Here is a 25,243-nt window from a genome sequence, read left to right on the forward strand (position 1 = left end):
GTCAGCGCTCGCCATGGCTGTCGTTCAACAATCTCCAGTCACCTTCGGAGATGACCTCGACCTCGCCGTCGACGACCTTGATGGCGGTGTCGTCGTCGACGGCATACGTCGGGACGGGGATCCCGGACGCCCATTTCTGAATGTTGGACAGCGAGGTGTCCTCCATGTCCGGGTGATTCAGGTGCGGGTACAGCGTGAAATCCACCAGCCCCAGCGCCCGGTCGGCGTCCCGCCCCATGTCATGGCCGTCGGGCATGAAGGCAAGATCAAATTCGGCGTCACAGTTGTACGGGGTGACGGCGATACTGCCGGCGCTGACCCCCACATAAACCGTGTCAGTCAGCGACGGCAGGAGGTCGGCCAGGCCCGACTGGCGTAGCCAGTAGGTCAGGTACAGCACGTCCCCGCCGCCGACGAGCAGCGCATCGACCTGCCGAACCGCGGGAACCCAGTTCTCCTCGCGGATCGTCGGCAGCGCGGTGAGCTCCAGAATCCCGAGCGACTTCCAGCCCAGCTGTAACAGCCGGCTCGGGCCCTGGCCGTGGATCGTCTTCCACGCCATCCCGGCTCCACCGGGAAAGGGATGGAGGCCGGTGGGGATGAACAGCGCTGTGGACTCGGCGATCGGCTTACCCAGCAGGTCGACGAGCGCGCCGGAGATGCTCGGGTTGCTGACGCCCCCCGACGTGAGAAGGAACTTCATGAAATCCGCTCTCCTGCCGCCATCGCATGCCGACGATCATGTTGCCCATGTGGGCCGACGTCCCAGTTCGCCGATCCCTCCGCTCGCGGCCATCCAACCATCAAACGCCTTCGCCCGCAGGACGACCGCCTTCGGTCTCCCGCGGCTATCCCGCTGGGCCCTTCTCCGCGGCGGGATGCAGCCGGTAGAGCGCGCTGTCACCGCGACCGTCATCCTGGTCGGCAAGAGTGAGTTGGCAGACGAGAACGTCTCGCATGTGGCCTGGTCCGGATCCGATGTCGATCCATACGCGCACCCTGCCGTGGGAAGGCAGGTTGCGGGGGCCGACGGTCAGGATCGGCCAGCGCATGCGGCCCGGCCGGCGTGGTCGAGGATGCGGCGCACGGCGGCGCTGTGCTCGGCTGCCTGTCGGCGTTCGGCTTCCTGCCAGACCCGTGCTTCGCGCAGTCGGCGACGCCAGAACAGTCTCCGCGCGGCTTCCACGAGCATCTCCGCCTCCGAACTGGTCAGAAAGTTGCACACGAGGGTCATGCGCGGCGAGAGGTCGAGAAATCCCCGTGCCGGTGCCCGAAACGCTATGGCGACCGCATGATCACCCACTAGAAGTTTGCAGAAGTTTGCAGATTGACACCGCGAGTCGGGTCGGCAACTCTGAGCCGGGACCGATGCGAAACGAGGAGGCAGAGATGGAACTCCAGTTCGTCGCCAAGGACCCCGGTTCCGAACCGTCCGGGTCACCGACGCTCTACCGCACCGATCGTGGCTTCTGGGTGGTCCAGGGCTGGGTGGTGAACGACCCGGACGCACTGGCCGCCATGGACATCCCGGCCGGTGAATCCTGCGTGGAGATCCCGGATCGACTGGTGCCGTACTTCCAGCTCCAACCGTGATGCGGCCCGCCACCTACGAAGACCTCAACAACCTGTGCCGAGGCATCCGGAAGTCCTTCGTGCACCTGGAGACACGCGACGCGTACGGCACCGAGGTGGAACTGCCACACATGGCCAAGTGGGTTCGCGGCGAAGCGGATGACTACGCCTGGCTGGGCTGGTGGCTCGACATGCTGCGCGGCCACCGAGCAGCCGGACGAACCTGCCGCCGGGCCCGCATCGTGTCCGAGCCGCTGAGCCCCTACCAACAGTGGACCCGAAGCCACGTCAAACTGTTCACCCGGGCCGGCGAGGACATCAGATACGTCAGCCGTTCCCGGCTCACCGACGTGATGCTGCCCGGAAGCGGCGACTTCTACGTTTTCGACGGAACGACCGTCCTGTTCCTGCACTATGCGGGGACAGGAACCAATGCCTCGTTCGAGATCACCGATGACCCGCGGATCGTTCACACTTGCGTCACCGCATTCGAGAACGTCTGGGGCCTGACGAAAGCCGATGACAACCGATCCGAGTAGCTCCGTTCAGGAGACACGCAAGGACCTGGGCGTACGCCTACGACACCTGCGGAAGGCCGCCGGGCTCACGGGCAAGGAGTTGGCCGCCGCCACCGGTCAGCACTTCACCCGGATCAGTCGCATCGAGAACGGCGGCCAACCTCCGACCGAGTCCAATATCCGAGCCTGGTGCCTGGCCTGCGATGCCGAGGACCAAATCGGCGATCTACTGGCCACGGCTCAATCGATCGAGTCCGCCTACCTGGAATGGTCACGACAGGCGCGAGCCGGTATGCGGCGGCTGGGCGACCTTCATTCCATCGCGACCTACCGGGCCACCACGACGTTTCGCATCCACGAACCGCTCGTGATGCCCGGCATCTTTCAAACCGAGGCGTACATCAGGCGGATGCTGGCCTTCTGGTACGACTTCCTCGACGCTCCCGACGACGCCGACGAGACGGTGGCCATGAAGGCTGACCGTACCGCCATCGCGCTGACGCCGGCCAAACGGATCGTCGCGGTCCTGGGCGAGCAGGTACTGCACACCCGGCGGGGCGCACCGGATGAGCATGCTGAGCAACTGCGCCATCTGCTGGACATGATGCGGTTGCCGTTCATCTCGGTTGGCATCATCCCCGCCGATGTCCAACGATTCGCCATCGCCACCACGGGCTTCTGGATCTTCGACCACAATGCGGTCGCCCTCGAGACGCCCACCGCCGCCATCAAAGTGACGCGACCGCAGGAGATCGCCCGGTACATGGCGATGTTCGAGCGTCTCCGAGCCGAGGCCGTCTACGGACAGCCCGCCCGCGACCTCGTCGACGCTGTCATCGACCGGCTGTGACCGGATGGAAGCAGCCCTCCGGCAGCTGGTCAGCCGTCGTGCGGGCGGTCTCCCGGTATCGCCGGGCAGCGTCGGTCGCGGTGTTCCCGGATTCCCAGGTGAAGCTCCCGCGATTGCCGCGACATCAGGTGGCGCATCGCCGATGCAGAGACTCAGGGCATAGGAGCGATCTGCAGGCTTACCGTGTCGGCGGCATCGAAGTGCGCCGGCCTCGCATCGCGGTGCGCCGGAGTGGTCGTGCGCGGGAGCGGACACCTCGGGCCTCGGGTCCGGATAGCTCGTCAGTCGGCGGGCCGCACACCCTCCGATGCGATGGCCGACGTGCTGAGCAGCGGGAACGCGGCCAGCAGCGGTGGGCCGGCGAAGAGCAGGGCGGCGACCACGGCGAGCGCCGGCTCACCGACGTTGTCCAGCGAGGACGCCGCCGCTGCGGCCCCGTAGCCGAGGAGGGCGGCCAGCAGGGTGATCCGTGGCCGGCGGCCGGCGGTGCGGCGCCGATTCGCCAGGAACGCCACCACCACGAGGATCTGCGCCGCCAGCATGATTGCCGTCGACCGGGGGCTGCCGTCCGGCGCGTCTCGTTCGGCCAGGCCCTGCACCGACACGGCCAGCCAGGGACTGACGGTGAGGATGCCGACCGCCACGCAGACCGGTCGCGTCCACGACCGTACCGGTGCTTCGATCGTGGGAGCCGCCGCCGGACCGCGATGCGCGACCACGAACCACAGGCTTCCCAGCGCCCAGCGCAGCCGGCGCTCGCCGTCCGGCACAGCCGACTGCTCGGCGACGATCGCCTCACCCCACTCCCGGCGACCGGGGGGAAGGTCCGCCGCCAGCCGGGCGACGAGCCGGCACACCTGGTCGGTCAACCACCGTCGCATCAGGCACCTCCGAGAACGGGACGGATCCGGGCCGGGCCCGGGGAAGGCGTCGGCCGGGCGAGTTCGGCGGCGTGCTGCACGCCGGTGGCGGTGAGCCGGTAGAGGTGCCGGCGTGGGCGGCCGGGCGGCGGGTCGGTCTCCCACTGCGCTTGCAGGTAGGAACGGTCGGAGAGGCGCGCCAGCAGGGGGTAGAGGGTGCCGGAGCTGAGCCCGGTTCGGCGGGCGATGTCGTAGCCGTACCACCATTGATCGGGGTCTGCGGCGAGCAGGTCGAAGACCGCAAGGGTCCGCGGATGAGTGTCGGGTCGTCGAGCCACGAACGAAACTCTACCTATGTCGACTATTGCCGTCCAGGCAGGTCCGCCGCCTCGACGCTGCCGGAGGCGGGGTCAGCGCTCGTGCGAGGGTTCGACGCCCTCGCCTGTGCCCGGCATCCTTCCGGCGAGTTGACCTACCGGTTCCCGCCCGCCACCACATGTCGGTCACTCTCGGTGCCGCCGGCTACCGGGGTGTGGGCCAGTGCTTCGGCCTTCAGGTCGGGGGTGAAGGCCCGCGCTGGGAGGGCCGCCAGGCCCCGTATTCGTACTCCATCAGCGACAGCAGCGTCTCCGGCCGACGCCGTCAGGTCGTCGACCGGCACCGGCGACCGCCACCGACGCCGGACTGAGCAGCGTGCGGAGGGAGGCGCGCTCAGCGGTTCGGTCGCGGTCGTCGACGATCGCATCGGCCATGTCCACCTCGGGGTGAGTGTGGCCGGGCCGGGCTGGGCGAAGAATCGCAGCCGGAGGTTCGCGGCGGAGGCGTGGGCGTTCATGTCGGTCGCGGCGGCGTCCCCGACCGCGACCGACCGGATGGCGACGATGTCGCCACCTGCGGTCGGGAGCGCAGGATCAGCTCGGCCTGGATCCCGAACGTCTGCAGGATCGCAGCGTGGCGGTGATCTCGCCGAACGGGCCATGCACCGGGACTCCGGCGTAGCTGCGGAACCGCACGCCGGTATGAGGAATTCGTCGTTCACGTCGAGCTCCGGAGGGCATCCGCCGCCTACCGCATTCTGCACGACCGCGAAGAGATCGCGTTCAACGCTCTGCCGAAAGGCGGGCCGCGGCGTCGTTGTCCGGGTAGGACTCGAGTGGCTGATACTGTGACCGTCGCGAAGTGTGGCCTCAAGAAAAGGATCGGCTGGTCAAGTTGTATTCACAAGAAGTGATCTACGACGAGCGCTATCGTCACGCCGGATACGAGGAGCGGTCTTCGGTACGCGTGTTGACGGCTGAATCAACGGCGTTGTGGAACGCAGTGGAGCGTGCGATCGAGATCAACGCCGACCAGCCCGTTACGCTACTTGACTTTGGTTATGGCACCGGTCGAGTCACCAACGACTTCGTGTTCAAGTTCCACGAGCGGTACTCGGTCGGCCTCACCGTCGTCGCCTACGACGTCTCCATCGTCGGGCTGCACAAGGCGGCCGATGAGTTGACTGCGCACGGCTTCTCGGGGGGCGAGTCGCTCGACTGGGAGAAACGCCCTAGGACTGGGCATACCGTCGGATCGATGCGTATGGGGTCGGGCGACGCGGCGATCACCGTAACGTTTGTGCATGGCAGCGAGTCCGACGACCCGGCTACGGTTCGAAGCCGGCTGCTGAACGTCAATGAGGGCCGGCCGTATCTGCTAGTCACTTCGTGGTATAGCGGCCTCGGCCACATCTTCCCCTCCGATCTACGCCGGCAGTTCTTCGAGGAGCTCGGCGTTCTGACGCTTCCAACCGGAGAGCTGCTCTTAGCCGTCGCCGCCACCGGCGATCTGCAGGACGCGCAGACCCATTCTGCCAACCTCCTGGCTGATGGCACTGTCGGCGATCTGCCGATCGAGAGCGATGGTGACGTGCTCTATAAGACGGAGCTGGATCAGGACAATTATTGGCACGTCTTCAGTACCGATTTAGCCCGGCTGATGCGAGGTGTGCTCAAGCACGACGGTCAAGAAACGTGGATCGAGGCGATCCGTATGCCTGATGAAGAGTTTGAAACGGTCGAGGCCGAGCAGGACAATTATCGACGGGTGAAGGCGTTCAACCTCAAGATGGTCCGCCCCGAGGCTGAGTGGTCCAGGGAGGACTACCGCCGAGTGCACACGGTCGCCGCGATTCGCAGCGCCCACCCGCTGGGGATCCCTGCGGGCGGCTATTCTGCTGCATGCTTCAGTCGGCGGGCTCCGGTGATGATGGTGAGTTGAGTAGGGGATCCGCTGTCGGCCCGGACCCGGTAGACGCACTCGAACTCGGCCGGAGCATGGGATATCTCGGGCATTAGTGTGAGATGTACGCCCGCCCATGTGGCGTACCCCAGACAGCCGGCGATGATGACGACCCAGTTGTTGGGGTTCCAGTGGATTACGTGCCCGAATCAGCACGCCGTAGTCGTAGATCACGCGGCCGTCCACCACTTCAGGCTGAAGACGCAGCGGTGGGCTGCTGATCTTGTCAACCAGCACCGGGGGATGAATCTTATCTTCATTCATCAACTCAACCAGCGATCCGACCCCTTTCATGATCTCAGCCGACAGGGGATTTCCGTCAATTCCCCCGAGCAGCACCAGATTTCCTTTTCTCTGCTTGTCATTCAAGGCGCCACCGAATGCTATCCCGAATCGGCGTAGCCTTCCACGAAGAAAAACCTCGTTCAGCCTGTCAAGGGCGCGGACGTCACCTACACCCACGACGCCGGACGGCTCGAAGGCCAAGAATTCTTGGCGGTCCAACTGACCCACGACCACCGTCACGTCGCGTTGAGCAAATCGTCGCCAGAATCGGCCGTTCGTAAAACTTCGCCAGAGCTCGAATAGTCGGCGAGTCAGCACGCCCAGGAAAAATAGCAATATACCGGCAACAATGTTGATGACGATATTTCGTAGGTCGTCGCCCTTCATGTGACTCCAGACAGTCGGTAGGTTCCGCCTAGGTCTCTATCGCCATCATAGGGTCCTCGTCAACCGCGGGCAGGGTGCCGTTACGTGGTTCGGAAACCGGACCGCGACATTCGGGATCTTCGAAGGCAAGAGCTGGCTAACGCGATCTCTACCGCGTTCATTTGATCAAGCGGTGTCGGCATTTCATGGCGCAGGCGTGGCTGTCGTGGATGCCGATACGGCGTTTTCGGCGGATGGCGATCGGTAGAGCCGGTGTAGGAGAGCGAAGGTCTGCTCGACGGTGTGGCGGACCTTGCCCAGGACCTTGATATTGAGCGTTCTGCGAGCCATTCCGGCGTCGCCGGCCTGGCGTACCTATCACGCGCTCTGCGTTACCGTCTTCGGTCTGGCCGACAGCGACCTGCGCGAGCAGGTTCAGATCGTTTTCGTTCAGTCGGAGAAGGTTTGCATCACGCAGGTCGCGGAAGCCTGGCGGACCTTGACCGGCCTGTTCGGTTACCGTCTGCGGGCTGAGCTCGACGCCGATTTCGAGACCCTGACCTCCGCTCTGAGCATCGCCATGCACGGTCGACTGGTCGCCGAACTCGGCGCACCGGACATCGCCGGCCGACACATCACTGCCAGCCCTTACGGTGCCCCTGAGCGAGAGCGCTGCACGTTGTCGGCGCTGAGCGTCGCCGGTGTCGCGATGACCTTCCTCGAGCCGGACCCGGAAGCCGAGTGGGGAGAGCAGAGTCTGTACCGGATCCACCAGGCGATCGACACGTGGGTCGGCTGAGTCGCCCGCGCATGCGCCGGTGGGGTAGGACGCGGCGGCCAGAGGTCGTACACCACAACGTCGTAACGACGACTTCTGCGAAAACCTGACACGTCCAAGGACCCGCCGTCACACCCGAAACCGCACCTCCAACATCGACAGACCCGCGGCCTCCCCAAGAAATCGATCAACCGTGGAGACCCTGACCATGACGGTGCGCCCGCACCGTCAGACGATCGCCGCGGACCGCAGTCCGCCACGCACCGTCCAGCCGCAATTCGGCCCAGACGGCGCTGCCGGTGCTCGCCGGGTGGGCTTCCCAGCTGTGCGCGGGGCTTCCTAGACGGGCCTGTCGATCGGGGGCGGGGTGAAGCCGCCGAATTCGCGGTCGAGGAGCTCGGCGAAGCGCAGCGGGGTGTGGTCCTCGAAGAGCGGGCCGATCAGCTGGACGCCGATGGGTAGCCCCTGCGCCGAGCGGGTCAGCGGCACCACGGTCGACGGGAGACCGGGTGCCGTCGCGATGCCGCCCCACGCCAACTGGTCGAGGTAGTCGTGTTCCGTACCGTCGATGGGGATCGTGCGTCGCCATATCGGCTCGCTGTGGTCGTGTTGGAAGGCCGGGGTGGAGGACACCGGCGCGAGCACGATGTCGACGTGGGTGAACAGCCGCGCCCACTGGGCGCGTTGAACAGCCCGGACGGTGTCGGCCGCAACCCGGTCGCGGTGGCTCAGGACCATGCCGCGGGTCCGCTCGGCGAACAGGGACGTGTCGGCCGGGTCGAGGGCGGCCGCGGCCGTGAGCGCCGTCGCGTACACGTGGGGTGGGAGGTTGGCCGCCAGGGTCGACTGGAGCAGCCGCATGTAGCAGCGGGCGCCTTCGGCCAGGTCGGGCAGGTGTGGGCTGTCTCGCAGGACCGTCACCCCGGAGGCTTCCAGTCTTGTGGCCAGCTCGGTGATCGCGGCGCGTACCTCGGACGAGATCGGGACGAGCGGGTGCGTGTCCAGCACCAGGACCCGGAACGTGCTGAGGTCGTCGTGGCGGGCCGGGCGCACGGCGGTCCGGTAGGCGATGCCGAGGCCCTCCTCGTCGGGGTCGCAGAGCAGCCGGATCAGCATCGTGAGGTCGGCCGCGCTGCGCGCCAGCGGGCCGATGACGCCCAGGTCGCCGCCGAGATCGGGGAGTGGCGGGGTGCCCGGGAAGGTGTGGCCGCGTAACGGGAGCAGGCCGATCGAGGGCTTGTGGGCGTACACCCCGGAGAAATGCGCCGGAACCCGCAGCGAACCGCCGATGTCCGAACCCAGCGACAGGGCGCCGAAGCCGGCGGCGACGGCGGCGGCCGAGCCGCCGGAGGAGCCCCCGGGGGTACGGCCGAGGTCCCACGGATTGTTCGTGGTGCCGTAGATCGCGTTGTAGGACTGGAAGTCGCCGAGCGCGAGCGGGACGTTCGTCTTGCCGAGGATGACCGCTCCGGCTGCCTTGAGCCGGGCGACCGCGACCGCGTCGGCCGCTGCCACATGGTCCTTGAACGGCGGGAGTCCCCAGGTGGTGGGCAGCCCGGCGACGTCGAGCGAGTCCTTGATGGTCATCGGGACGCCGAGCACGGGCCCGGTTTCTCCCCGCGACCGCGCCGCATCGGCCTCGCGGGCCGCCGTGAGGGCCCGGTCGAAGTCGGGTACGCAGACCGCGTTGATGTCGCCGTCGAGGCGCTCGATCCGGGCGATCGCGGCCGTGGCGAGCTCGACCGCAGACACTTCGCCGGTATCCATCGCCGTGGTCAGTTCGGCAGCCGTCGCATACGTGTGGTCGGTCATGCTCACAGCGTGCCTCATCGGGTGGCCGACGATCACCGACACGCGAACCGATCTCCCGAACAGTTCCCGGTCGGTCGATGGGTCGGCGGGGATGATGTCGTGGTGACCATGAGGATTCGCGAGGCCGGCCCCGATGACGTCGAGGCGATCATCTCCGTGGGGCAGCGAACGTGGCCGACGACGTACCGGTTCGCCGGCCCGGAGTACATCGCCGAGGGCCTGGAGACGTGGTGGTCGCCCGAGGCGATCAGGCGAAGTCTGGAGAACACGACGGTGCTCGTCGCGGAGCAAGACGGAGCAGTGGTGGGCAGTGGGAACATCGATCTGCGGGGTGAGGCTGCGATCATCTGGAAGCTCTACGTGGTTCCCGAGGCCCAGGGAACGGGCATCGGCTCGGCGCTGATCACTGAGCTGTGCGGCTACGCCGACGGCCGGCCCGTACGGCTGGAGTACACCGACGGAAACACGCCGGCGGCCGGCTTCTACGCCGCACACGGATTCGTCGAGATTCGTCGCGAAGCCAACGAACGTCCCGGTTGGCCCGAGGCGGTATGGGTCGAACGGCGCTCCGCAGCGTAGTGACACCGGCCGGGATCAGCACGACCTGCGGCCATCGAAGACGTGGTGGAGTCACACCGTGACGCCCGGGTCCGGCCCGAGCCGTTGTAACAGGCGACACGTATCGTCAAAACGAGTCTTCCGACGGTTCTCCTTTTCTCCGGGGATGTGATTCATGAGCACGCCGGACATTCCGCTCTTCGACATCGGCGTCTGGCGGGGCGCCGGTCCGCGGGAGCGCTCCGCGCTGGCCGCCCGGCTCGACCGGGCCATGCGCGACTCCGGGTTCTTCATGGTCAGCGGGCACGGCATCGACGAATCACTCAAGGAGAGCATCCGCGAGTCGGCCCGCGCGTTCTTCGCCCTGCCCGACCCCGTCAAACAGGGGTACGCCACCGGTGTCGGCGGGCGCGGCTGGATCCCGTACGGACGCGAGGCGAACGCCTTCTACGGCGAGGTCGCCGACGCGGAGAAGGCCGACCTGAAGGAGACCTTCACCCTCGGGCGGGAGTTTCCCGCCGGTGACCCCGCCTGGTTCGCGGCGAACGTCTGGCCGGCCGAGGTGCCCGGTCTGCGCGAGCCGGTGACCACCTACGCCGACCAGATCCAGGACCTCTACCGGGAGCTGCTGGAGGTGCTGGCCGTCGCGCTCGGGCTGGACCCCGGCTACTTCGTCGACCGGACCAGGAACGCACCGCACACGTTCAACATCAACCGTTATCCGGCACTGTCGGCGACCGGCACACCACTGGACGGCCAGTTCCGGGTGGCGCCGCACACCGACTGGGGGATCCTGACCATCCTCGACCGGCAGCCGGGCTACGGCGGGCTGCAGGTGCAGACCCTCGACGGCGAGTGGGCGGACGCGCCATACGTCCCGGGCGCCTTCACCGTCAACATCGCCGACCTGCTCGCCCGGTGGACCGGCGACCGGTGGCGTTCCACCCGGCACCGGGTGCTGCCGCCGTCGCAGGTCGACCCCGACGAGGAACTGATCAGTCTCATCGTCTTCTGTGAATCGGACATGGACCGGGTCGTCACACCGCTCGCACCCCCGATCGGTGGCGGCACGGACTACCCGCCGGTGGTGGCCGGCGACTACTTCCGGGAACGGGAAGCCGCAGCGTCGGTGGACTGACACGCCGGTCAGGCGGATGCGCTCGGCAGGGGAGTGGGCGCCTGAGGGACGGTGCTGGCCGTCGGTGCCGGAGCGGGTCCTCGCCGGTCGTCGCGTCGGTGGTCGCCCCGCCTGTCACCGCGGTCACCGCCGTGCCGTTCGGCCGCCGAACCGGGACGGCCCCGCTCGTCGCCGCGGTGCCCGCCGGCGGCGACGGCGCCGAGCACCGTGACGGCACCGAGCAGCACGCCCAGAACCAGCGCGGCGGCCACGGCCGGCACCGGCACCCGACGGCGATACCACCGGACACCCGCAGGGGCCGCCACCACCGCGGGCGGGGCCGGCGGCGCGGCCGGCGCGGGTTGCGGATCGGCCGGCGCGGCGCCGGCGACGGCGGTCACCTCCGGTGTCTCGTCATCGTCGTGCGGTGAACGTGGCGTCAGGTCACTCATCGGAATCCTCGGTCTCTCGGGGAGGTGCGCTGGTCGAGAGGCACAGGCTGCCAGAGAGGACCTGAAATATCGCTGAAGAAGCCCGCGTCAGCCGTCGGCGGAGATCCGGTATCCCGCACCGCGGACGGTCTCGATGGCGTTGCGGCCGAACGGATGGTCGATCTTCTTGCGCAGGTAGCCGACGTACACCTCGACGATGTTGCGGTCGCCGGCGAAGTGCGCGTCCCACACGTTCTCGATGATCGCCGCCTTGGTGACGGCCCGGCCCCGGTTGCGCAGCAGGAACTCCAACAGCGCGAACTCGCGGGGAGTGACCGGGACGGGCACACCGCCACGGCTGACCAGCCGCTGCCCCGGATCGAGGGTCAGGTCACCGGCGGTCAGGACCGCCGGGCGTTCCGGCGCGCCCCGGCGGATCAGGGCACGCAGGTGGGCGATCAGGAGCACGAACGAGAACGGTTTGATCATGTAGTCGTCGGCGCCGAGATCGAGGGCGTCGGCCTCGTCGTACTCGCCGTCCTTGGCGGTCAGCATCAGCACGGGGGTCCAGACCGCCCGTGACCGCAGCTGCCGGCAGATCTCGTAGCCGCTGAGACCGGGCAGCATGATGTCGAGGACGATGGCGTCGTACGCGCCGTGCGGATTCTCGGTGGCCATCCACAGGCCGTCGGCGCCGTCGTGGGCCAGGTCGACGGCGAAACCCTCCCGGGCCAGGCCGTCGCGAATCGTCTCCGCCAGCTCCCGCTCGTCCTCGACGACGAGAATCCGCATCCCGTACCTCCTGGTCCTTGTCGTCTCCAAGCTTGCCCGCCGTGCACTGAGAATCCGCTGAACCGTGTTTTCAGCGTTCGTTCAGCCGCCGCTGATTAGCGTTGCGGCCATGCCCATGCGTGCCGTGTCGCGGTTGCTGCCCCGCAGGATCGGCATCCGGCTGCGCTCCGCCATCGCCGCCGCGCTGGTCGTCGCGGTCGCCGCCGTGCTCGCCGGAGCGGCGCTGCTGGCCACCGCTCGGGGGATCCTGCTCGACAACGTGTCCGCGGCCGCCACCGACCGGGCCAACCAGGTGATCGCCGCCTTGCGCGCCGACGACCCCGCGGCGCTGACCGTCGCGATGAGCCCACCCGAGCCGGGCCGCACCCTGGTGCAGATCGTCGACGCGTCCGGCCGGGTGATCCGGTCCTCACCGGCGTTCGCCGCGGACCGGCCGTTGTCCGCGTCGCGTCCGGGGCCCGGTCGCAGCGCCTGGGAGACCAGGCGGCTCCGGAACGGCCGGCACGGGCCGTTCCGGGTGGTGGCCATCGGCGTGGCGACGCCGTCCGGTCCGCGGACGGTGCTGGTCGCGCAGTCGACGGAGACCGTCGACGAGGCCACCGGGGCGGTCGTGACGGCACTGCTGGTCGGGATGCCGGCGCTCGCCCTGGTGGTCGGGGTGGCGACGTTCTTCTTCGTCGGCCGCACGCTGCGCCCGGTCGAGGCGATGACCCACCGGGCCGCGTCGATCACCGCGGCCAACCTGGGTGCGCGACTGCCGGTGCCGGACTCGGGTGATGAGATCGCCGCGCTCGCGGCCACCATGAACACGATGCTCGACCGCATCGAGGTCGCCTCGGCCGCGCAGCGACGGTTCGTCGCCGACGCCAGCCATGAGCTGCGCAGCCCGCTCGCCACCATCCACGCCAACGCCGACCTGCTGCGGGCGGCCGACCTGCAGGAGAGCGCCGAACGATCGGTGACGCGGATCCACCGGGAGAGCACCCGGCTGGCGCGGCTGGTGGAGGACCTGCTGCTGCTCGCCCGGGTCGACGACGCCGCCCTGCGGCTGCGCCGCGAGGAGGTCGACCTCGACGATCTGGTCTATGCCGCGCGGGAGCGGGTCGCGGTGGAACGGCCCGGGCTGCGCCTGGCCGGCGAGGTCGTTCCGGTACGGGTGCTCGGTGACGCCGACCAGCTGCACCGGTTGTTGCGCAACCTGGTCGACAACGCGATGCGTCACGCTCGTGACCGGATCACGATCAGCCTCGGTCGGGCCGGTGAGCAGGCGGAGATCGTCGTCGGCAACGACGGGCCCGGCATCGCGGCTCAGGATCGGGAGAGGATCTTCGACCGGTTCGTACGCCTCGACGACAGCCGGTCACGCCAGGACGGCGGAACCGGTCTGGGGCTGTCCATCGCCCGGGAGATCACCGTCCTGCACGACGGCACCCTGACCGTCGAGGACCTCACTGACGGCGCCGCCTTCCGGCTGCGCCTGCCGTCCGACGGCTCGGTGACCGGCTGATGGCCGGGGCACACCGGATCGCCCCGAGACGATCCGGGATGCCCCGGCGCGGGTCAGCGCTTCCAGGTGCGGACTGTGGTGACCGCCGTGTTGCCGACCTTGTCGACCGCCCGAATCTGGATCTTCATCGTCTTCGGGAACTTCGAGACCTTGATCTTGAAGGCGTACGCCGCGGACACGTCCTTCGCCACCACCTTGCCGTTGATCAGCAGCTCGACCCGGTTGATGCCGGCGGTGTCGCCGGCCGAGACCTTCACGGTCACCGTCCCCTTGACCTTCGCGCCGTTCTTGGGCCCGCTGGTGATCTTCACCGTCGGTGCCTTGTTGTCGGCGATCAGCGTCCGGTTGAAGACCGCGGAGTTACCGGCCCGGTCGACGACCCGCCACTGGAAGGCGACCGGGCCGTTGCTCTTTCCGCTGTTGTACTTCACCGCGTACGGCGCCGTGGTGTCGCGCCCGACCAGTTTGCCGCCCGCGTACAGCGCGGCGTAGGCGACGCCGGAGCCGGTGTCGGACACGCCCGTCGCGGTGACCGTGACGGTGCCCCGGAACCGGGCGTTCGGTCCCGGCGCGACTCCGGTGATCTTCGGTGCGGAGGCGTCGACCCGGCTCAGCGCCGCAGCGGCGCGGATCTCACCGAACTGGGTGAAGCCCGTCGTCTGGGTCGGCCGGGCCGTGGACGTGAGCGCCTGGGTGAGCGCCGCCGAGGTGGCGCCGGGGGACTTCGACTTCAGCAGCGCGGTGACCCCGGAGACCAGCGGCGCCGAACCGGAGGTCCCGCAGAACACGTCGTAGTCGTCGTCGGTCTCCGGGGTCGAGTAGCCGGGCAGGTTCGCCGCGATCGAGCACCACGGCGCCGCCACGTCGACCCAGTCCGGCCCGTAGTTGGTGCCTTCACACCACAACCAGCAGAAGATGTACGGCTCGCTGTCCTCGTCGGTGCCGCCGACCGCGAGCACCCCGTCGAAGGCCGCCGGGTAGAGCTTGTCGGCCACCAGGTCGTTGCCGGCCGAGGCGATGACCAGCGCACCCTTGCTCTGGGCGTACGCCACCGCGTCCTTCTCCACCTGGGTCGCCGTGTAGCCGCCGAGCGACACGTTGATGATCTTGACGCCCTTGTCGGCGGCGAACACGATGCCCGCCGCGGAGGCGCTCGCCAGGCCGCTGCCGGTGGCGTCCAGCGTCTTGACCGCGAGGACCTTGCACGACCAGCAGACCCCGGCCATCCCCACACCGTCGTTGCCGCGCCCGGCGATCAGCGAGGCCACCGCCGTACCGTGGCCCTGGTCGTCGCTCGGATCGGCGTCGTTGTTGACGAAGTCCCAGCCGGGCACGACCGCCCCGGCGAGGTCACCGACCGGGCTCACTCCCGTGTCGATCACGGCGACCGTCACCGCCGAGCCGGTGGTGGTGCTCCACGCGTCCGGCACGGTGATCTGCGGCAGTTCGGTCTGCTGCGGGTACAGCGGATCGTTCGGTGTCAGGGCGGTGGCCTGAACGACCGCGTCCGCCTCGACGTAGGCGACCCGCGGATCGGCCCGTAGAGCCGCCGTCACCTCGGCCAGGTCGGCGGCCGGCACCGTCACCGCCTGCGCGCCGAGGCTCGCCAGCGAGGCGTCGGCCCGTACGCTCACGCCTGTGGCGCGCAGATGTCCGGCCATCGCCGTAGCGCTGGTACCGGCTCGATAGCCGACCACCAGGTGGGCCGGCCCGTTCGCGGGAGCGGCCGGGCCGATGCGGCGGGCGGGCGGCCTGGTCTCGGACGATGCGGGCGCGGCCTGGGCCGCGGCGATCCGGTCGGCCATGTCGTCGCCGCCCGCCGCACGGGCCGGCCCTGGCACGATCCCGAGAGCCAGGACCACGGCCGGCGCCAGTACGGCCGCCGGCCGATGAGAATTCCTTCGGAACAAGAGCTACCTCCCCATAGGCAGTCCACGATGGACGCGAACCTATGGGGTTTGCGAGCTCGGTGTGGTGCTCGTTGGACACCGCTGGACAAAGATCAGGCGACCGGATCAGACGCGGTAGGCGGAGATCGTCGACTGGAGGTCGGCCGCCATCCGCGCCAGGTCGTGGGCGGTGGTCTGGGTCTGCGTGGCACCGGTGGCGGTGGAGTCGGCGGCCTGCGCGACACCACCGATCGTCTCGGCGATACCACCGGCGCTGGTGGCGGCATCGTTGACGTTACGAGCCATCTCCGCGGTGGTGGCGGTCTGCTCCTCCACCGCGGCCGCGATGGTCGAGGTGTAGTCGTTGATCCGCGAGGTGACCGCGGTGATCTCGACGATCGCGGTGACGGCCTGCTGGGTCTCGTCCTGGATCGTCGCGATCCGGCGCGAGATGTCGTCGGTGGCCTTCGCCGTCTCCTGGGCCAGATCCTTGACCTCGGACGCGACCACGGCGAAACCTTTGCCCAGCTCACCGGCCCGGGCCGCCTCGATGGTGGCGTTGAGCGCGAGCAGGTTGGTCTGCTCGGCGATCGCGGTGATCAACTGAACCACCTCGCTGATCTCGGACGACGACTGGCCCAGTTTCGCCACGATCACGTTGGTGCGGTTGGCGGCCTGAGCAGCCGACGCGGAGACGATCGCCGCCTCGCCGGCACTGCTGGCGATCTCCCGGATCGAGGTGCCCATCTGCTCGGCCCCCGCGGCGACGGTCTGCACGTTGCGGGACACCTCACCGGCCGCATCCGCCACGGTCCCGGCCTGCGCGGAGGTCTCCTCGGCGGCCGACGACATCTCGACCGCGACGTTGGACAACTCCTCGGACGCCGCCGCGACGTGCTGCGCACTGTCACCGACCCGGCGGACCATCTCGGCGATCGAGTCGGTGGACGCGTCCAGCGCCCGGGCCAGCTGCGCGATCTCGTCACGACCGGTCACCCCGGTACGGCCGGTGAGGTCACCGTCGCGGACCCGGTCCAGGACCTGCACGCAGCGGGTCAACGGGTGGGTGATCAGTCTGGCTATCGCGGCCGCCGCGGCCACGCCGATCACCACACCCACGACGATCAGAGCCGCGACCAGGGTACGGGCGGTGGTGTAACGATCCTCGGCGGCGTGTCTCTCCTCGTCTGCCTTGACCACGGTCTGCTCGGCGAGGATGTCCATCGCCTTGCGCATCTCGGCCACCAGAGGTGCGGTCTCCGCCTCGCGGATGGCGGCGATCTCGATCCGTTTGCCGGCCCGGCTCAGCGGTAACAGCCGGTCGTTCACGATCGTCTGATACCGCTCCCAGGCCTGATCGAAGGCGGCCAGCGCCTCCAGGCGGATCGGGCCCAGATGGAACCGCCGATACTCGTCCCTGACCTCGGCGAGAACCTGCTCGTGGTGCCGGAGTGCCTGCTCGGCGGCGTCCTTGGCGGCGCTGTCGGTGGTGAAATAGTGTTCGAGTGCTTCGGTCCGGGTCCGGTTGAACGCGTTGCGCACCTCGGCGATCTTCCGCAGTTGCAGACCATCGTCGTACACCACGCCGGTGCTGTCGTTGACCGCCGACATCTTGACCAGCGAGAACACCGCGACACCGGAGCAGATCGCCGCGGCCAGCAGTACGGCCGTCAGGATCTTGGTGATCACCCGACGGTCTTTGATCAACCCGAGCGGGCCTGAGTTCGTCTCCACGACCACTCCGTCAGCCGCTGAACGTGAAAAGTCTTCCGAAGTCTCATCGTCACCTGGGCGCGAAGACTGAGCGACTCGGCCGGCACACCGAACGCGCCACGCCCAACCGACGTCACCGCCTTGACAGGACGCCTAGAGTTATCGATAGTCGATACATCGATTGTCGATAAACCGAAGGGATGTGGTCATCATGCGAACGTCCTTGCGCCGGCCCGACTGGCTGGATGAGCTTCACGGGCTGCTGACGATGGGCGTGGTGCTGACCGGCATCGGGGGTGCGGTGACCACGATCGGGATCCTCATGGGACGGCCCTTCGACGTGCAGGTGAGCGGCGCGAGCTTGCTGAGTGCCGATGTGCCGCTCAATCTGCCGCCGGGAACCAGCATCGACTCCGCGGTCAGCCTGCAAGTAGACCACCCGACCGGCGCGCAGCGAGCCTGGGAGCTGCTGGCGACGCTCCCCGCCATCCTGCTGCTGTTGCTGGTGCTGTTCCTGCTCTGGCGGCTGGTCGGCCGGGCACGGCACGACGACCCGTTCACCGGGGGCATCGTCACCCGCTTTCGGGCGCTCGGTCTGCTGTCGGTCATCGGCGGTCCGGTGGTCTGGGCGATCCAGTCCGCCGCCGGGTTCGCGCTCAGCACCACACTCAAGCCCCTCGACGCCTATACACTGCTGGACTTCGCCGTCCCGGGATCATGGCTGCTGTTCGGCTTCGGCATGTTCGCCATCGCCGAGATCGTGCGCCGAGGTCGGTCGCTGCGCGCCGAACTCGACGAGGTGGTCTGATGCCACCGGAGGGCGAGCACCGCGTAGAGGTCCACATCGACAAGCTGCTCGCCGCCCGGGGCCTGACACTGACCGAGCTCGCCGACCGTGTCGGCATCACCCTGGCCAACCTTTCCGCGCTCAAGAACGGACGCGTCAGGGCCGTGCGTTTCAGCACCCTCACCGCGCTGTGCGACGCGTTGCAGTGTCAACCCGGCGACCTGTTCACCGTCCGCCGGCCATCGCAGGTGCAGGTGCCGACCTGACGCTCACCGGGTGAGCAGACACGCAAATATACAGTGAGGCGATGGACGCAGTGGGTGGGGACAAGACCTTCGAGCAAACCATCCTGAGGTACGCGGCGGGCCTGTTCGTCATCCTGCTGTTCGTCGTGGCCTACCCCACCTACGTCCAGATCACGACCCTCAGCGACTTCGCCGCCGACCGCCTGGAGACGCACCGGGCGACCGTTGTGGCCATCGACTACGACTCCGGCTGGGACACCGCCCAGCACTGGACGAGTCAGCAACTCACGCTGCGGCTGGACGACGGCGCCGAGCGGACGGAATCGATGAGCGGGACCATGGTCGACGTGCAGGAGGGCGACATGGTGTCGGTCGGACTCTCCCACGGCCGGCTGGTGTCGGTGGAGGGCGTCTACGTCAGATCGAAATCGGCCGTCGTCGGGATCGGGCTGTTGATCATGGCGGGGGCGTTCGTGCTGTCGGCCATCTCCGCCGTCCAGATCCGCAGACCGACCTCGACCCGGTCCACTCCATACACCTCGGGCTACGTCACCCAGGCCGTGGTGTTGTGTCTCCTGCTCACCCTCGTGCCGTGGCCCGGCCGGCTCGAAGCGTGGGGCCCGGTCATCGCCCTGGTCCTGGCGGCGGCCATCCCGCTGACCATCTTCCGGGCACGTCACCGCCGACCCGCCCCGGCGGTCATCTCGCCCGACAACCCCTGACCGGCAACGCCGGCGAACGGCGTCCCACCCTCAGCGATCGTCACGCCTTAAAAAGATCCGATGCGCAGGCAACCGTCGGAACCTTCGCCTCCGTTTGGTAGCGGGCGTCCAGAAACCGACCGGACACCGCTGCCTACACGCAGGAAGCTGACCGAGATTCGTGACGACACCATCGCGGGGCGCCGGCCTCGTCCTGACCGCCGCGCTCCTCTGGGGCACCATCGGCCCCGCCCAGACACTGACCACCGGTCACCTCGACCCGGTGGCGCTCGCGGGATGGCGCCACCTCGTCGGCGGGGTGGTCCTCTGCGGCATAGCCCTGGCCGACCCGTCCGGCGGGCGTCGGCTTCGTGAGCGTCGCAGTTGGACCGCGATGCTGCTTGCCGGACCGGCCAGCGCCGCCTACCAGGCCAGCTTCCTGACGTCGGTGGCGTACAACGGCGCGGCGGTCGGCACCGTGGTCGGTGTGGCGGGCGTCCCGCTGTTCTGCGGCCTGGCCACGTACCTGGCGGACCGGCAGCGGCTGATCCGCGGCTGGATCGCCGGCTCGGCGCTCGCCGCGGCCGGCTCACTCCTGCTGTTCTACCCGGGCGCCGGTGCCCGGATCGCGCCCGCGGGGCTCGTCTTCGGCATCGCCGCCGGCGCTCTGTTCGCGCTGTACACCGCCGCGGCGAAACGGCTCGGCGCCACCGGCGTCTCGGTGTACGCGGGCACCGGCGTCAGCATGCTGATCGGCGGCCTCATCCTGTCGCCGACCATGATCGCTGACGCACACGAACTGACCAGGCCACGGATTCTGGCGGTCGTCGTCTGGCTCGGTGTGGTCACCACCGCCGCCGCTTACGTCCTGTACGCCCGCGGACTGCGATCGGTCGGCACCCATGTCGCCGGCACCCTGAGCCTGGGCGAACCGGTGGCCGCCGCGCTGTTGAGTCTCACCGTGCTCGGCGAGCGCCTCACCCTCGCCGAATGGGCGGCCTGCGCCACGATCCTGGCGGGCCTGGTACTGGCGACCCGGGCACCGGCCGGTGCGCAGGCGCCCCTGGTGGTCGCGATCGGCATGGTGCCCATGCCGGTTCGGGTGCCTCTGCGACCGGACCTGGTGGGCCAGCCGCACCCGCCCGCGCGAGGAGTGGCCAAGGCGTGGACCACGGTCGAGCGCTCGTGCGAACAGCCCGACATCGCCGCCCTCCGCACACCGCAACCGTGGGGTCCCGATCTGGTGCATCCCACGGGCAACCCCACCGCGCCTCCCTTCCGTTTCAGTACGGACCAGGCGAGGAGCTCGGGTGACTGAGGACTACCGGGAGTACGTCGCGGCGCGGATGACCAGTCTGCGCCGGACGGCGTACCTGCTGTGCGGTGACTGGCACCTGGCCGATGATCTCGTCTCGACGGCATTGCTGAAGTTGCTGCGGCACTGGCGGCGCGTATCGGTCATGGAGGATCCGGACAGCTACATGCGGCGGGTGTTGCTGCGCTGCCTCCTGGACGAACGACGCCGACCCTGGCGGCGCGAGATCTCCTGGGACCGGCTGCCGGAGCCGCGCACCGTCGACACCGACGCGCAGGCCACCGACCGGGTCACCGTCGTCGCGGCGCTGGCCCAGCTACCGCCACGTCGCCGGGCCGTGGTCGTGCTGCGCTACTTCTGCGACCTGTCGGTGGAGCAGACCGCAGCCGAACTCGACTGCACACCCGGCACCGTCAAGAGCCAGACCGCGCGAGCACTGCTCACCCTGCGCGACACCCTGGGCGCCGTCAGAGAAGGGAGCACCACCGATGGATGACCTGCCGGCCATGCTGCGCGAAGCGACCCGGAACCCACCACCGACCCGCATCGACCTCGACCGGATGATCGACGGTGAGCGCCGCCGCAAGACCTGGCGTACCGCATCCGCCGGCAGCGTGCTCGCCGTCATCACCGCGATCGGCGGCGTCGCGTGGACCACACATCAGGCCGACCGGGCCACGCCGGCCGTGACGGCGAGCCGGCCGCCGGTGACACCGTCCACCCCGGCGCCGTCGCCCTGCACACATCCCACGGACGGCGTCGGTGCAGCAGCCCGCACCCCGCAACCGGTCCGGCCTCTGCCGGAAACCCACGACACCGCGATCGCACGCCTCACGGCGGCACTGCCGCACCTGATCCCACCCGGCAGCCGCCCGAGCCGGACTTCGAGCTGCGACCGGGTGGAGTTCTGGTGGAACAAGCAGGCCGCCGCCTATCAGGCGGTCGCCTGGCAGGGCGACGGCGCCACCGAGGTGTCCATGGTGATCCTCGTCCGGGCCGCCGAACGATCCGACACCACACCACACTGCCTCGCCGCCACCGGGTCCGCCTGTACCCGGACCGATCTGGGTCCCGGAGAGATCGCCATGTCCGACTCGATGCCGCTGATCGAAGGCGAACGCCAGCGCAGCGTGACCGTCTACCGTCCCGACAGCACACGGGTCAGCGTGGTGGTCATCGGCCGGCCCGCGTCCCTGCCCACCGTGGCCGGGCTGACGGAGATCGCCCGATCCGCCGACCTCACCCTCTACCCGTGACGACCTCGCCACCCGGGAGCAGCTCTGTGGACAGGGTGAAGCGATTCGTGGCGGCGGCGTCTGCGGCGGGTGTCCCGCTCCCGACGGTCACACGTCTCGCCTCGACGGCGCGTTCCTGCGTCACCCTGGGGCCGGACGTGCCGGGACCGGTGGCCGGCGTGCTCGGCGGGAACCCGTCGATGCCGGCCGGCATGCCTGACCATCACTGCCCGTTCATCGCCGCCGTCGACTGCGCGCTCATCCCGGCCGAGGTGACCGGCGTCGCCTGGCCCCGCGACGGGCATCTGCTGTTCTTCGGTGACGTCTACGACCGTGGTGAGGTCCGCTACCTGCCGGCGGGCACTGCGGTGACCGAACGGCGGGTCCCCGGTGTGATGACCCTCGTCCGGCGCGATCTGCGGCTGTCGGTGGACATCAGTCTCGCGCCGTTGGAATGGGGGATCGACTTCGACGACGACGATCTGGACGACATCGACGAACTGGGGGAGGCGGTCGCCGGGTCCGCGGCCGGTCTGCACAGCGGCGGCCCCCTGCAGATCGGGGGATATCCGCCGCACTGGAACGATCCGCCGCCGAACGACCGGATCGTGCTGGCCTCGTGGTCCGACTCGGCGGGCTTCTTCGACCTGCCGTCGGCGATCCTCTACTGGCGCCTCGGCGAAGCCGACCTGCTCGCCCGCCGATTCCAGAACGCGCAACAGTCCCACGACGCGAGCGCCTGACCGCGACGGTTCGGCATCGTCGACAGCCGACTTCCGCGTTGTCACCGGACGCACGTGGACGTCTGCCGTCGCACCGTGCTGACAAGATGTGATCATGACTGTGGAGCCGCCCTCGCGCCCGAATCGACTCGATCGATGGTGGCGGGTGTTCCGCATGATCGTGCTGGTGGTGTGGCTGATCCTGGCCGCGGCGACGTGGTGGACGGCGCCCCGGAAGGCCGGCTACGACGACGCGAAGGCCGCCGTGGCCGAAAAGCGCCTGACCGCCTATCAGTGGGGCGACTCGTGGGACACCACCGATCGGCGCGGGTGGTTCGACGACTCGACGCTGCGGTCCACCGGCACCCAGGGTCCGATCTTCGCGTGGCGCACCGGTGACGGCCGGGTGCGCTGGACCGACACGGAAGACTTCGGCGAGGTCACGATCCCCGACGGCGTCGAGCGAGACGACTACTCCGGGCCCGGCGCCACCGGACTCGCCCAGGCACTGACAGCCGCCGGACTGAATGACCGTGCCGGCGACGTCGACGCCCGGAACGCGTGGATCTCCGGTGCCGAAGCCGTCCTCACCCTCCTGTTTCTCGGAGTGGTCATCGCCGGGCCGGCGCCGGTACGCGGCACCCGCTGGTTCTGGTTCTGGCTGACGTTGACCGCCCCGTACGGCCTGGGCCTGGTGTACTGGCTGCTCCGCGACCGCCCGTGGTCGCCCACCGCCCCGGCGGCCCCGACAACGATCAGCGGAGAGACCCGGGACCGGGGATGGTTCGGTCTGCTGATCGGCATCCTCGCGTCGTTTCTGGTCGGCATCATCGTCGCCGTCCTGCACGGCCTGCTCGGTGATCAATGGGTGCCGTAGGCCACCGGCCGACCGGAACCGCCGCAGCCGGTTGACGATCCCCACCAATGAAAGCCGGCCGTCCACCGCCACCAGGTGCGACCACCACGGCAACGTCGGTCAGGGCCCAAGCGCATCCTGGTCCTCGACACCTGGGAGCGCGCCTACCTCCTGCAGTACAAGAACGTACGCCCGGACTACGGCGACCGGCTCTGGAGCTGGTCAACTGGTCGGCTGTGACCAAGCGGTTCGCCACGGCCCGCGCCGCCGGCAACCCGCTGATCGTTGCTTCGTGATCAAAGCCGCCCTCATGGGCTGGGTGTGTTGATCTGCCGGTGGTGGGCGAAGTCGCCGGTGTGCTGCTCGGCCCAGGTCTGCAGGTGCTGCAGCGCGGCGGTGGCGCCGCGGGCCAGGTCGGTCAGCGCATACTCCACCGTCGGCGGGCGGGTGGCCTGCACCGTACGGGTGATCAGCCCGCCGATCTCGAGCTCGCGCAGGGTCTGGGCCAGCATCTTGTCGCTGACGCCACCGGCGCGTCGGCGCAGCTCGGACCAGCGTTGCGGGCCGTCCTGGAGATCGACCAGGACCAGGCTCGCCCACCGGGAGGTGACCAGGTCGAACAACTGCCGGCCCGGGCATGCCGGATCCCGGACGTTACCGTGTGTGCTCTCCTCCACGTACTCACCTTACCTAAAGGTACGTACTTCCCAATAGTTAGTAACTCGGCCACAGTTAGTCCTGCCAAGACGGGCAACACCGAGGAGAACCATCGTGACCGACACCGCCGCGACCCGAGCCGAGAACACCGTGACCGTGCTCGGCGGCCCCACCGTCCTGATCCACCTGGCCGGATGGACCCTGCTGACCGACCCCACCTTCGACGCCGCCGGCACCGAATACCAGGACGGCCCGGTTCGGCTGCGCAAGACCACCGACCCGGCGCTGAAACCCGCACAGCTGCCCACCCTCGACGCCCTGCTGGTCAGCCACACCCAGCATGTCGACAACCTCGACACCGCCGGACGCGACGTGGCCACCGGCGCCGCACCGGTCTTCACCACCGTCGCCGGCGCCGCCGACCTCGGCGCCGGCGCCGTCGGCCTGCAGCCGTGGCAGACCACGACCCTGTCCGCACCGGGCCGCACGACCCTGCACATCACCGCCGTGCCGGCCGCCCACGGCCCCGCCGGCACCGAAGCCGTCACCGGCCCGGTCACCGGATTCCTGCTGCACACCGACAACAGCGCCGACCCGACCGTCTACATCTCCGGCGACACCGTCGACCTGGACGCGATGAGCACGCTGGCCACCCGGCACCGCATCGACGTGGCCCTGCTGCACCTCGGCGCGGCCGGCTTCCCCGAGCTCGGCGACCTGCGACTGTCGTTGACCGCCGACCAGGCCGTCGAGGCCGCCCACCGGCTCGGTGACCCGCTAGTCGTGGCCGTACACGCCGAGGGCTGGGCGCACTACACCGAAGACCGCAGCCACGTCGAACACGCCTTCGACACCGCCGGGCGTCCCCAGCGGTGGCCCACCCCCGGCCAGGCGATCACCCTGCCTGATCCCGGCGCCGCAGCGCTGGCCCGGTCCTTCTACGCCGCGGTCGACGCCCGCCCCTTCGACCCCGAACGGGTCGGCGCCCACCTGGCCCCGAACTTCCACGACCACAACCGGCCGGCCGGCTTCGGCGACGACGCAAGCGACCGCGACGTCCTGATCCTGCTCCTGACCGGCCTGGCCGCGGCGTTTCCCGACGGCCGGCACACTCTGGAACGGGTCACCCCGGTCGGCGCCGACGAGGCCCTTCTCTACTGGCGGTTCACCGGGACACACACCGGCGCGACGTTCTTCGGCGCCGACCCGACCGGCGCCCGCGTCGACTTCGTGGGCACCGACCTCTTCCGGGCGGACGACGGCCGGTTCACCGAGCAGCACCACATCGAAGACCTCCTGGCACTGAGCGCCCAGCTCCGTACCCCGGTCTCCTGATCACCGCCACCACCGGAAACCGGTACGCCCTCACGACCATGGCCGGCCGCAGCCTGATCCGG

At 68.9% G+C, this 25,243-nt stretch carries 28 protein-coding genes; 19 read left to right on the plus strand and 9 right to left on the minus strand.

Features of this window, described 5'->3' with window-relative positions; all coding sequences use genetic code 11:
• Position 1: 1 nt before the first annotated feature.
• Complete coding sequence (locus Q0Z83_RS12305; RefSeq protein ID WP_317794005.1) at positions 2-703, minus strand: Type 1 glutamine amidotransferase-like domain-containing protein; 702 nt, start codon at positions 701-703, stop codon at positions 2-4.
• A 686-nt stretch (positions 704-1,389) separates the two neighbouring features.
• Between Q0Z83_RS12305 and Q0Z83_RS12310 the strand changes: the two genes are divergently transcribed.
• From Q0Z83_RS12310 to Q0Z83_RS12320, 3 genes are read left to right on the plus strand one after another with little or no spacing between them, the layout of a single operon-like run.
• Entirely contained in the window at positions 1,390-1,593 is a 204-nt protein-coding gene (locus Q0Z83_RS12310) for a hypothetical protein (protein ID WP_317794006.1), read from the plus strand.
• On the plus strand, positions 1,593-2,111 hold the full coding sequence (locus tag Q0Z83_RS12315; protein WP_378078154.1) for a DUF6879 family protein: 519 nt from the start codon (positions 1,593-1,595) through the stop codon (positions 2,109-2,111). Before Q0Z83_RS12310 ends, Q0Z83_RS12315 begins: the two co-directional genes overlap by 1 nt.
• Positions 2,092-2,940, plus strand: coding sequence for a helix-turn-helix domain-containing protein (locus Q0Z83_RS12320; RefSeq protein WP_317794008.1), 849 nt, complete (start codon positions 2,092-2,094; stop codon positions 2,938-2,940). The genes Q0Z83_RS12315 and Q0Z83_RS12320 overlap by 20 nt, the downstream gene beginning before the upstream one ends.
• Positions 2,941-3,221: 281 nt before the next feature.
• Here Q0Z83_RS12320 and Q0Z83_RS12325 read toward each other — a convergent pair whose 3' ends face one another.
• Positions 3,222-3,821, minus strand: coding sequence for a hypothetical protein (locus Q0Z83_RS12325; protein WP_317794009.1), 600 nt, complete (start codon positions 3,819-3,821; stop codon positions 3,222-3,224).
• The gene (locus Q0Z83_RS12330; RefSeq protein ID WP_317794010.1) at positions 3,821-4,138 is read right to left on the minus strand and encodes a PadR family transcriptional regulator; all 318 of its coding nucleotides are present in this window, start codon (positions 4,136-4,138) and stop codon (positions 3,821-3,823) included. Before Q0Z83_RS12330 ends, Q0Z83_RS12325 begins: the two co-directional genes overlap by 1 nt.
• 889 nt (positions 4,139-5,027) lie before the next feature.
• On the opposite strand from Q0Z83_RS12330, the gene Q0Z83_RS12335 reads away from it, so the two are divergent.
• The 3 genes from Q0Z83_RS12335 (at position 5,028) to Q0Z83_RS12345 (ending at position 7,530) form a co-directional block, all read left to right on the plus strand.
• Positions 5,028-6,059 (plus strand): hypothetical protein, encoded by a 1,032-nt coding sequence (locus tag Q0Z83_RS12335; RefSeq protein WP_317794011.1) that lies wholly within the window; start codon positions 5,028-5,030, stop codon positions 6,057-6,059.
• A 123-nt stretch (positions 6,060-6,182) separates the two neighbouring features.
• A complete protein-coding gene (locus Q0Z83_RS12340; protein ID WP_317794012.1) occupies positions 6,183-6,482 on the plus strand; it encodes a hypothetical protein in 300 nt (99 codons plus the stop codon).
• A 550-nt stretch (positions 6,483-7,032) separates the two neighbouring features.
• Positions 7,033-7,530 (plus strand): hypothetical protein, encoded by a 498-nt coding sequence (locus Q0Z83_RS12345; RefSeq protein WP_317794013.1) that lies wholly within the window; start codon positions 7,033-7,035, stop codon positions 7,528-7,530.
• A gap of 318 nt (positions 7,531-7,848) precedes the next feature.
• Here Q0Z83_RS12345 and Q0Z83_RS12350 read toward each other — a convergent pair whose 3' ends face one another.
• Positions 7,849-9,321: an amidase gene (locus Q0Z83_RS12350; protein ID WP_317794014.1), complete on the minus strand. Its 1,473-nt coding sequence runs from the start codon at positions 9,319-9,321 to the stop codon at positions 7,849-7,851.
• 108 nt (positions 9,322-9,429) lie between these two features.
• Here Q0Z83_RS12350 and Q0Z83_RS12355 point away from each other — a divergent pair, with 108 nt between their 5' ends.
• Both Q0Z83_RS12355 and Q0Z83_RS12360 read left to right on the plus strand, forming a co-directional pair.
• Positions 9,430-9,900 carry a GNAT family N-acetyltransferase gene (locus tag Q0Z83_RS12355; protein ID WP_317794015.1) on the plus strand — a complete coding sequence of 157 codons (471 nt, stop codon included), beginning with the start codon at positions 9,430-9,432 and terminating at the stop codon, positions 9,898-9,900.
• Positions 9,901-10,054: 154 nt separating this feature from the next.
• A complete protein-coding gene (locus Q0Z83_RS12360) occupies positions 10,055-11,017 on the plus strand; it encodes an isopenicillin N synthase family dioxygenase (protein WP_317794016.1) in 963 nt (320 codons plus the stop codon).
• 8 nt (positions 11,018-11,025) lie between these two features.
• Here Q0Z83_RS12360 and Q0Z83_RS12365 read toward each other — a convergent pair whose 3' ends face one another.
• Together Q0Z83_RS12365 and Q0Z83_RS12370 are read right to left on the minus strand one after the other, a co-directional pair.
• On the minus strand, positions 11,026-11,448 hold the full coding sequence (locus Q0Z83_RS12365) for a hypothetical protein (protein WP_317794017.1): 423 nt from the start codon (positions 11,446-11,448) through the stop codon (positions 11,026-11,028).
• 87 nt (positions 11,449-11,535) lie between these two features.
• Positions 11,536-12,219 carry a response regulator transcription factor gene (locus Q0Z83_RS12370; protein ID WP_317794018.1) on the minus strand — a complete coding sequence of 228 codons (684 nt, stop codon included), beginning with the start codon at positions 12,217-12,219 and terminating at the stop codon, positions 11,536-11,538.
• Between the two features lie 109 nt (positions 12,220-12,328).
• Here Q0Z83_RS12370 and Q0Z83_RS12375 point away from each other — a divergent pair, with 109 nt between their 5' ends.
• Entirely contained in the window at positions 12,329-13,726 is a 1,398-nt protein-coding gene (locus Q0Z83_RS12375) for a sensor histidine kinase (protein WP_317794019.1), read from the plus strand.
• 53 nt (positions 13,727-13,779) lie between these two features.
• On the opposite strand, the gene Q0Z83_RS12380 is transcribed toward Q0Z83_RS12375, so the two are convergent.
• Positions 13,780-15,588 (minus strand): S8 family serine peptidase, encoded by a 1,809-nt coding sequence (locus Q0Z83_RS12380; RefSeq protein ID WP_317794020.1) that lies wholly within the window; start codon positions 15,586-15,588, stop codon positions 13,780-13,782.
• 153 nt (positions 15,589-15,741) lie between these two features.
• Entirely contained in the window at positions 15,742-17,349 is a 1,608-nt protein-coding gene (locus tag Q0Z83_RS12385; protein WP_317794021.1) for a methyl-accepting chemotaxis protein, read from the minus strand.
• 202 nt (positions 17,350-17,551) lie between these two features.
• On the opposite strand from Q0Z83_RS12385, the gene Q0Z83_RS12390 reads away from it, so the two are divergent.
• From Q0Z83_RS12390 to Q0Z83_RS12430, 9 genes are all read left to right on the plus strand, one after another.
• Entirely contained in the window at positions 17,552-18,136 is a 585-nt protein-coding gene (locus Q0Z83_RS12390; RefSeq protein ID WP_317794022.1) for a DUF2975 domain-containing protein, read from the plus strand.
• On the plus strand, positions 18,136-18,381 hold the full coding sequence (locus Q0Z83_RS12395) for a helix-turn-helix domain-containing protein (RefSeq protein ID WP_378078135.1): 246 nt from the start codon (positions 18,136-18,138) through the stop codon (positions 18,379-18,381). The genes Q0Z83_RS12390 and Q0Z83_RS12395 overlap by 1 nt, the downstream gene beginning before the upstream one ends.
• Before the next feature lie 41 nt (positions 18,382-18,422).
• Complete coding sequence (locus Q0Z83_RS12400) at positions 18,423-19,082, plus strand: hypothetical protein (RefSeq protein ID WP_317794024.1); 660 nt, start codon at positions 18,423-18,425, stop codon at positions 19,080-19,082.
• 160 nt (positions 19,083-19,242) lie between these two features.
• Positions 19,243-20,379: a DMT family transporter gene (locus Q0Z83_RS12405; protein WP_317794025.1), complete on the plus strand. Its 1,137-nt coding sequence runs from the start codon at positions 19,243-19,245 to the stop codon at positions 20,377-20,379.
• Positions 20,372-20,872 carry a SigE family RNA polymerase sigma factor gene (locus Q0Z83_RS12410; protein WP_317794026.1) on the plus strand — a complete coding sequence of 167 codons (501 nt, stop codon included), beginning with the start codon at positions 20,372-20,374 and terminating at the stop codon, positions 20,870-20,872. Before Q0Z83_RS12405 ends, Q0Z83_RS12410 begins: the two co-directional genes overlap by 8 nt.
• On the plus strand, positions 20,865-21,632 hold the full coding sequence (locus tag Q0Z83_RS12415; RefSeq protein WP_317794027.1) for a hypothetical protein: 768 nt from the start codon (positions 20,865-20,867) through the stop codon (positions 21,630-21,632). The genes Q0Z83_RS12410 and Q0Z83_RS12415 overlap by 8 nt, the downstream gene beginning before the upstream one ends.
• A 26-nt stretch (positions 21,633-21,658) precedes the next feature.
• Positions 21,659-22,354 (plus strand): YwqG family protein, encoded by a 696-nt coding sequence (locus Q0Z83_RS12420; protein ID WP_317794028.1) that lies wholly within the window; start codon positions 21,659-21,661, stop codon positions 22,352-22,354.
• A 94-nt stretch (positions 22,355-22,448) separates the two neighbouring features.
• Positions 22,449-23,210 (plus strand): hypothetical protein, encoded by a 762-nt coding sequence (locus Q0Z83_RS12425; RefSeq protein WP_317794029.1) that lies wholly within the window; start codon positions 22,449-22,451, stop codon positions 23,208-23,210.
• Between the two features lie 75 nt (positions 23,211-23,285).
• Positions 23,286-23,429, plus strand: coding sequence for a Fe-Mn family superoxide dismutase (locus tag Q0Z83_RS12430; RefSeq protein ID WP_317794030.1), 144 nt, complete (start codon positions 23,286-23,288; stop codon positions 23,427-23,429).
• Positions 23,430-23,497: 68 nt separating this feature from the next.
• Here Q0Z83_RS12430 and Q0Z83_RS12435 read toward each other — a convergent pair whose 3' ends face one another.
• Positions 23,498-23,866 (minus strand): winged helix-turn-helix transcriptional regulator, encoded by a 369-nt coding sequence (locus tag Q0Z83_RS12435; protein ID WP_317794031.1) that lies wholly within the window; start codon positions 23,864-23,866, stop codon positions 23,498-23,500.
• Positions 23,867-23,960: 94 nt separating this feature from the next.
• Here Q0Z83_RS12435 and Q0Z83_RS12440 point away from each other — a divergent pair, with 94 nt between their 5' ends.
• Complete coding sequence (locus tag Q0Z83_RS12440; protein ID WP_317794032.1) at positions 23,961-25,181, plus strand: ester cyclase; 1,221 nt, start codon at positions 23,961-23,963, stop codon at positions 25,179-25,181.
• The last annotated feature ends 62 nt before the right edge of the window (positions 25,182-25,243 follow it).

Source organism: Actinoplanes sichuanensis (assembly GCF_033097365.1).
Lineage (GTDB): Bacteria > Actinomycetota > Actinomycetes > Mycobacteriales > Micromonosporaceae > Actinoplanes > Actinoplanes sichuanensis.